Raw genomic sequence first — 4,879 nt, 5'->3', positions numbered from 1 at the left:
TACGGCTCAATAGCCTACTTCAGGGAGGACCACTTTTCAGGGGGCAGACCAAAGCTCGCGTTCTCGGTCGGCCGGATGGCGGCCGGCGATGCACCGGGCCTCGATGCGCTGTGGAACGCGCGCCATGCGGTCGCCGTGCATGCCGCGCCGCAGACGCTCGACGAATTGATCGCCGATCGCGAAGCGCGCCTGCACGCCTACGGCGGCGCGCGCTACGTCGAGCGCTACCGTGCGCTCGTGAATGCGGCGCGCGCGAAGGGCGACGATGCGCTGACGCACGCGGTCGCGACGACGTTCTATCGGCTGCTCGCGGTCAAGGACGAATACGAAGTCGCGCGACTGTATGCGGACGACGCGTTCCGCGCCTCGCTCGAAGCGCAGTTCGAAGGCGTGCCGGGGCAGGACTATCGCGTGAAGTTCAACCTCGCGCCGCCGACGGTCGCGAAGGCCGGCAGCGACGGCAGCGCGCCAAAAAAGCGCGTGTTCGGCCAGTGGATGTGGCCGGTGCTCGGGATGCTCGCGCGTGTGCGCACTCTGCGCGGCACGTGGCTCGATCCGTTCGGCCGCACGGTCGAGCGCCGCATGGAGCGCGCGCTTGCCGACGACTACGAAACGACGCTCACGCGTGCATTCGCGGCGATGACGGCCGACAACGCGGCGCGCGTCGTGCAGCTCGCGGATCTGCATGCGCGCGTACGCGGCTTCGGCCACGTGAAGCTGCGCAATCTCGCCGGCGTGAAGCGCGCGGAACGCGAACTCGCGCTGCAGCTCGGTATCGACGCGGCCACGAGCGCGGCCGTGCGCGAGGCGCTCGACGAGCTCAAGGGCGCGGGCATGCTGAAGGGGATTCCGGTCGTCGTCGCGAAGTAAGCGCGGCACGCGGCGCCGGCGCGCCGCAAACGAAAAACGGCGATGCGCGCGTGCGACATCGCCGTTTTTTCATGGCGGGCGCGGCGCGTGCCGCGCGTCGCCGTTCAGACGATCCCTTTCTTGCGCGTCGACAGCGCGGTTTCCGACAGATCGATTTCGCGGATCAGCTTCGTCAGCGTCTCGTCGGAGATCTTGCTTTCGGTACGCAGCCGATACAGCATCGAGCGCTCCGCGCGCACGGCCGCGATCCGCATCTGCAGCTCCATCGTTTCCGCCTGCTTCGCTTCGGCGCGCGGCGTCGGCCCGTCCTCGGCGAGCGCGGCGAGCCGGCGCCGATACTGATCCATCACGCGCGCGGAGATGTCCGCGCAGCGCGCGGCGCCCGATTCGTCGAGTTCGGCCGAGATCGCGTCGTGCGACGCGTCGATCGCGCGGATCGCGGCTTGAGCGGCCGCGGCGCGCGCCGCGCGTTCCTCGCCGGCGAGCGGATTGCGCGTCGTGCGCACGCCGCGCAGCAGCAGCGGCAGGCCGATCACCGCGACGATGAGCGAACCGAGAATCACGGCCGACGCGATGAAGATCGCGGTATCGCGGCCCGGCAGCGGCGCGCCGCTCGACAGCGCGACCGGAATCGACAGCACGCCGGCGAGCGTGACCGCGCCGCGCACGCCGCCGACCGTCATCACCGCGATCGTGCGCACGCCGGCCATCGTGCCCGCGAGGCCCTGTCGTGCTGCGCGGCGGCTCGCGAACCAGCGCAGCAGCCATACCCACAGAAAGCGGATCGCATACAGCGAGAGCATCATCGCGCCCACGTTGAAGATCATGCGGCCGACCAGCGCGTCGCTCGTATGGTGCGCCTCGACGAGCGCGCGGCCGATGATGTGCGGCAGCTGCAGCCCGAGCATGATGAACACCATGCCGTTGAACACGAACTCGATCATCGCCCACGTGCTTTCCGCGCGCACGCGCGACGCGACCGTGCTTTTGCGCGAGAAGCTCGTGTAATTCATCATCATCCCGGCCGACACGGCCGCGAGCACGCCGGACAGATCGAAGTGCTCGGCGAACAGGTACGCGGCGAACGGCACGAGCAGCGTCATCACGATGCCGGGCGCCGGATCGCCTTCCTGCTCGGCATTGAGGAAGCGCGTCGACAGCGCGCTGAACAGCCAGGACACGGCCGCGCCCGTCGCGAGCCCGCCGGCCGCGACGACGACGAACGTCAACGACGCGTCGCGCAGCGAGAACACGCCGGTGAGCGCGGCGGCGATCGCGAACTTCAGCGCGACGAGGCCCGACGCGTCGTTCATCAGCGCCTCGCCTTCGAGGATGTGCATCAGTTGCGGCGGGATCCGGCCCTTTCCGGCGATGCCCGACAGCGCGACCGCATCGGTCGGCGAGAGCACGGCCGCGAGCGCGAACGCGATCGGCAGCGGCAACTCGGGAATCAGCCAATGCGCGAAGTAGCCGACCGCGAGTACCGTCATGAACACGAGGCCGAACGCGAGCATCAGGATCGCGCGCCGCTGCAGATACAGCTCGCGTTTCGGAATCCGCCAGCCGTCCGCGAACAGCAGCGGCGGGATGAACAGCAGCATGAAGATTTCAGGGTCGAACGTCACATGGAGGTTCAGTTGCGGCCACGCGAGCGCGGCGCCGAAGGCGATCTGCATCAACGGCAGCGGCAGCCGCAACGGCAACACGCGCGTGAGCGCGCCGGACAGCGCGACGGTGAGCAGCAGGATGAGGACGGTGAAGACGATTTCCATCGATACGGCAAAGGCAGGGAATGAAACGACCGTACGGAGTGTAGCGTGCTCGCGCGAGCGCTGCGCTCCGGTGCGCCGGTGCGGATGCACGCAAACGGTGCAACTGCGTTGCGCCGTGCTGGTGCAGCACCGCGTGCACCGTGCGGCGCGCGCGTGATCGACGCTTGCACGGAGCTTGCTTGATGCTTGCTCGCCGTCCGGCGCAGGCCGGATAAACCGAGGGTTCATCGACATGGGCCGATGCCGCGCGCCGTCCGGTTCGTCAGCCGCCGCGTTGCCGATGCAGACCGATTTCAGGAGGAACGCATGACGACCGAGCAACAGGAGCGACCGGTCGTCGCGTCGCCGTACCGTTTCGAGCGGGAAGTGAGTTCCGGCTTCGAGCGGTTCGCGACGCGGCACCGCGAGCTGACGCTCACCACCGTGTTCCAGCCGATCTTCAGCCTCGCGCATCAGCGGGCGGTCGGCTACGAAGCGCTTTTGCGCGCACACGACACGCTCGATCGCGCGGTGTCGCCGCTCGACGTGTTCGGCGATGCCGCGCGCCACGGCGAACTGCTGCAGCTCGACCGGCTCGCGCAGGCGCTGCATCTCGAGAATTTCGCGCTGCTCGGCGCGTCGCGCGAGTGGCTGTTTCTGAACGTGCACCCCGGCGTGCTCACCGATCCGTTCCAGGCGGCCGCGCTGCTCGCGAACCTGAAGCGGCTCGGGATTCCACCGCGCCGGATCGTGCTCGAAGTGCTCGAACAGCGCGCGGACGACGTCGAGCGGCTCGCCGACGCGGTGCGCGCATGCCGCGCGCAGGGCTTCCTGATCGCGCTCGACGATTTCGGCGCCGGGCACGCGAACGTCGAACGGATCTGGCAACTCGATCCCGACATCGTGAAGCTCGACCGGATCCTGCTGTCGCAGGCCGCGCATCGCACGGGGCCGACCGCGATCCTGCACGGGCTCGTCGCGCTGCTGCACGAAGCGGGCAAGCTCGTGCTCGTCGAAGGGATCGAAACGGAGCACGACGCGCAGGTCGCGCTCGCATGCGAAGCCGATTTCGTGCAGGGCTACTACTTCGGCCGGCCGGCGCCCGGCCTGCCCGACAGTGCGGCCGCGACGGGCTGCATCGGCGAGCTGACCGAGCGCTTTCGCGAGCAGGCCGATGCGCGCGAGCGGCGCGACGCGCAGCGGCTCGCGCCTTATCTGCGCGCGTTCGAGCGCGCAGCCGAACGCCTCGCGGCCGGCGAGCCGCTCGACGACGTGTGCTGGAACTTCCTCGCGCTCGACGACGCGGCGCGCTGCTTCCTGCTCGACGCGCGCGGCCGGCAGGCCGGCCGCAACATCGTGCTGCGCGCCGATCGCGCGCCGCGCGAGACGCGTTTTTCGCCGCTGTCCGAGGCGCAGGGTGCGAACTGGCTGCGGCGGCCGTATTTCCGCACGGCGATCGCGGAGCCGGGGCGCGTTCAGGTGACGCGGCCGTACCTGTCGATCAACGAGGCGCAGCCGTGCGTGACGCTGTCGATCGCGATCCGGATCGGCGATGCGCAGTGCGTGCTGTGCGGCGACATCGACTGGACCGAGGGCTGACGCGCAGGGTGGCGCACGGTACGCGGCTCGGCTAGGATGCGCGCATTGTCCCGACGAATCGCGCTGCCATGAACCGACCCGCTGCTGCTGCCGTGCTCCTCGAAGTGATCGCCACGACCGTCGCCGATGCGAAGGCCGCCGCGCGCGCCGGTGCCGACCGGCTCGAACTCGTGACCGCAATCGGCGAAGGCGGACTCACGCCCAGCATCGGGCTGATCGAAGCGGTCGTCGCCGCGGTGTCGATTCCGGTGAACGTGATCGTGCGTCCGCACAGCCGCGCGTTCGTCTACGACGCGGACGATCTGCGCGTGATCGAGCGCGACGTGCGCGCGGCCGTCGCGGCCGGTGCCAACGGCGTCGTGTTCGGTGCGCTCGACGCGCGCGGCGACGTCGATGTCGATGCGCTCGCGCGCGTGGCGGCGGCAGCGGACGGGCGCGATCTGACGTTCCACCGCGCGTTCGACGTCGCGCGCGATCGGAATGCGGCGTTCGATACGCTGCTGCGCGTGCCGGCCGTCACGTCGGTGCTGACCTCGGGCGGCCATCCGTCGGTGCTCGATGCGACGGCGACGATCGCGCGCATGGTGCGGCACGCCGCGGGCACGACCTGCACGGTACTGGCCGGATCGGGCCTGACCGTCGATGCGGTCGGAGAATTC

4 protein-coding genes are annotated in these 4,879 nt (G+C 69.7%); 3 read left to right on the top strand and 1 reads right to left on the bottom strand.

Annotated elements, in window-relative coordinates:
• The coding region (locus ACSHSS_RS04600) for a DUF6537 domain-containing protein (RefSeq protein WP_445544614.1) at positions 1-870 on the top strand (870 nt) is incomplete at its 5' end.
• A 104-nt stretch (positions 871-974) separates the two neighbouring features.
• On the opposite strand, the gene ACSHSS_RS04595 is transcribed toward ACSHSS_RS04600, so the two are convergent.
• Entirely contained in the window at positions 975-2,642 is a 1,668-nt protein-coding gene (locus ACSHSS_RS04595) for a Na+/H+ antiporter (RefSeq protein ID WP_006398093.1), read from the bottom strand.
• A gap of 306 nt (positions 2,643-2,948) precedes the next feature.
• Here ACSHSS_RS04595 and ACSHSS_RS04590 point away from each other — a divergent pair, with 306 nt between their 5' ends.
• Together ACSHSS_RS04590 and ACSHSS_RS04585 are read left to right on the top strand one after the other, a co-directional pair.
• Positions 2,949-4,220 (top strand): sensor domain-containing phosphodiesterase, encoded by a 1,272-nt coding sequence (locus ACSHSS_RS04590; protein WP_035488933.1) that lies wholly within the window; start codon positions 2,949-2,951, stop codon positions 4,218-4,220.
• Positions 4,221-4,288: 68 nt separating this feature from the next.
• The coding region (locus ACSHSS_RS04585; RefSeq protein WP_445544613.1) for a copper homeostasis protein CutC at positions 4,289-4,879 on the top strand (591 nt) is incomplete at its 3' end.

It is taken from the genome of Burkholderia sp. BC1 (genome assembly GCF_052683555.1).
The sequence above is the reverse complement of the archived record's forward strand: the minus strand, read 5'-3'. Positions and strand labels throughout refer to the sequence as shown.

Coding starts and splice junctions, on each gene's coding strand:
- ACSHSS_RS04595 (WP_006398093.1), bottom strand. CDS start 2,642: ATGGAAATCGTCTTCACCGTCCTCATCCTGCTGCTCACCGTCGCGCTG.
- ACSHSS_RS04590 (WP_035488933.1), top strand. CDS start 2,949: ATGACGACCGAGCAACAGGAGCGACCGGTCGTCGCGTCGCCGTACCGT.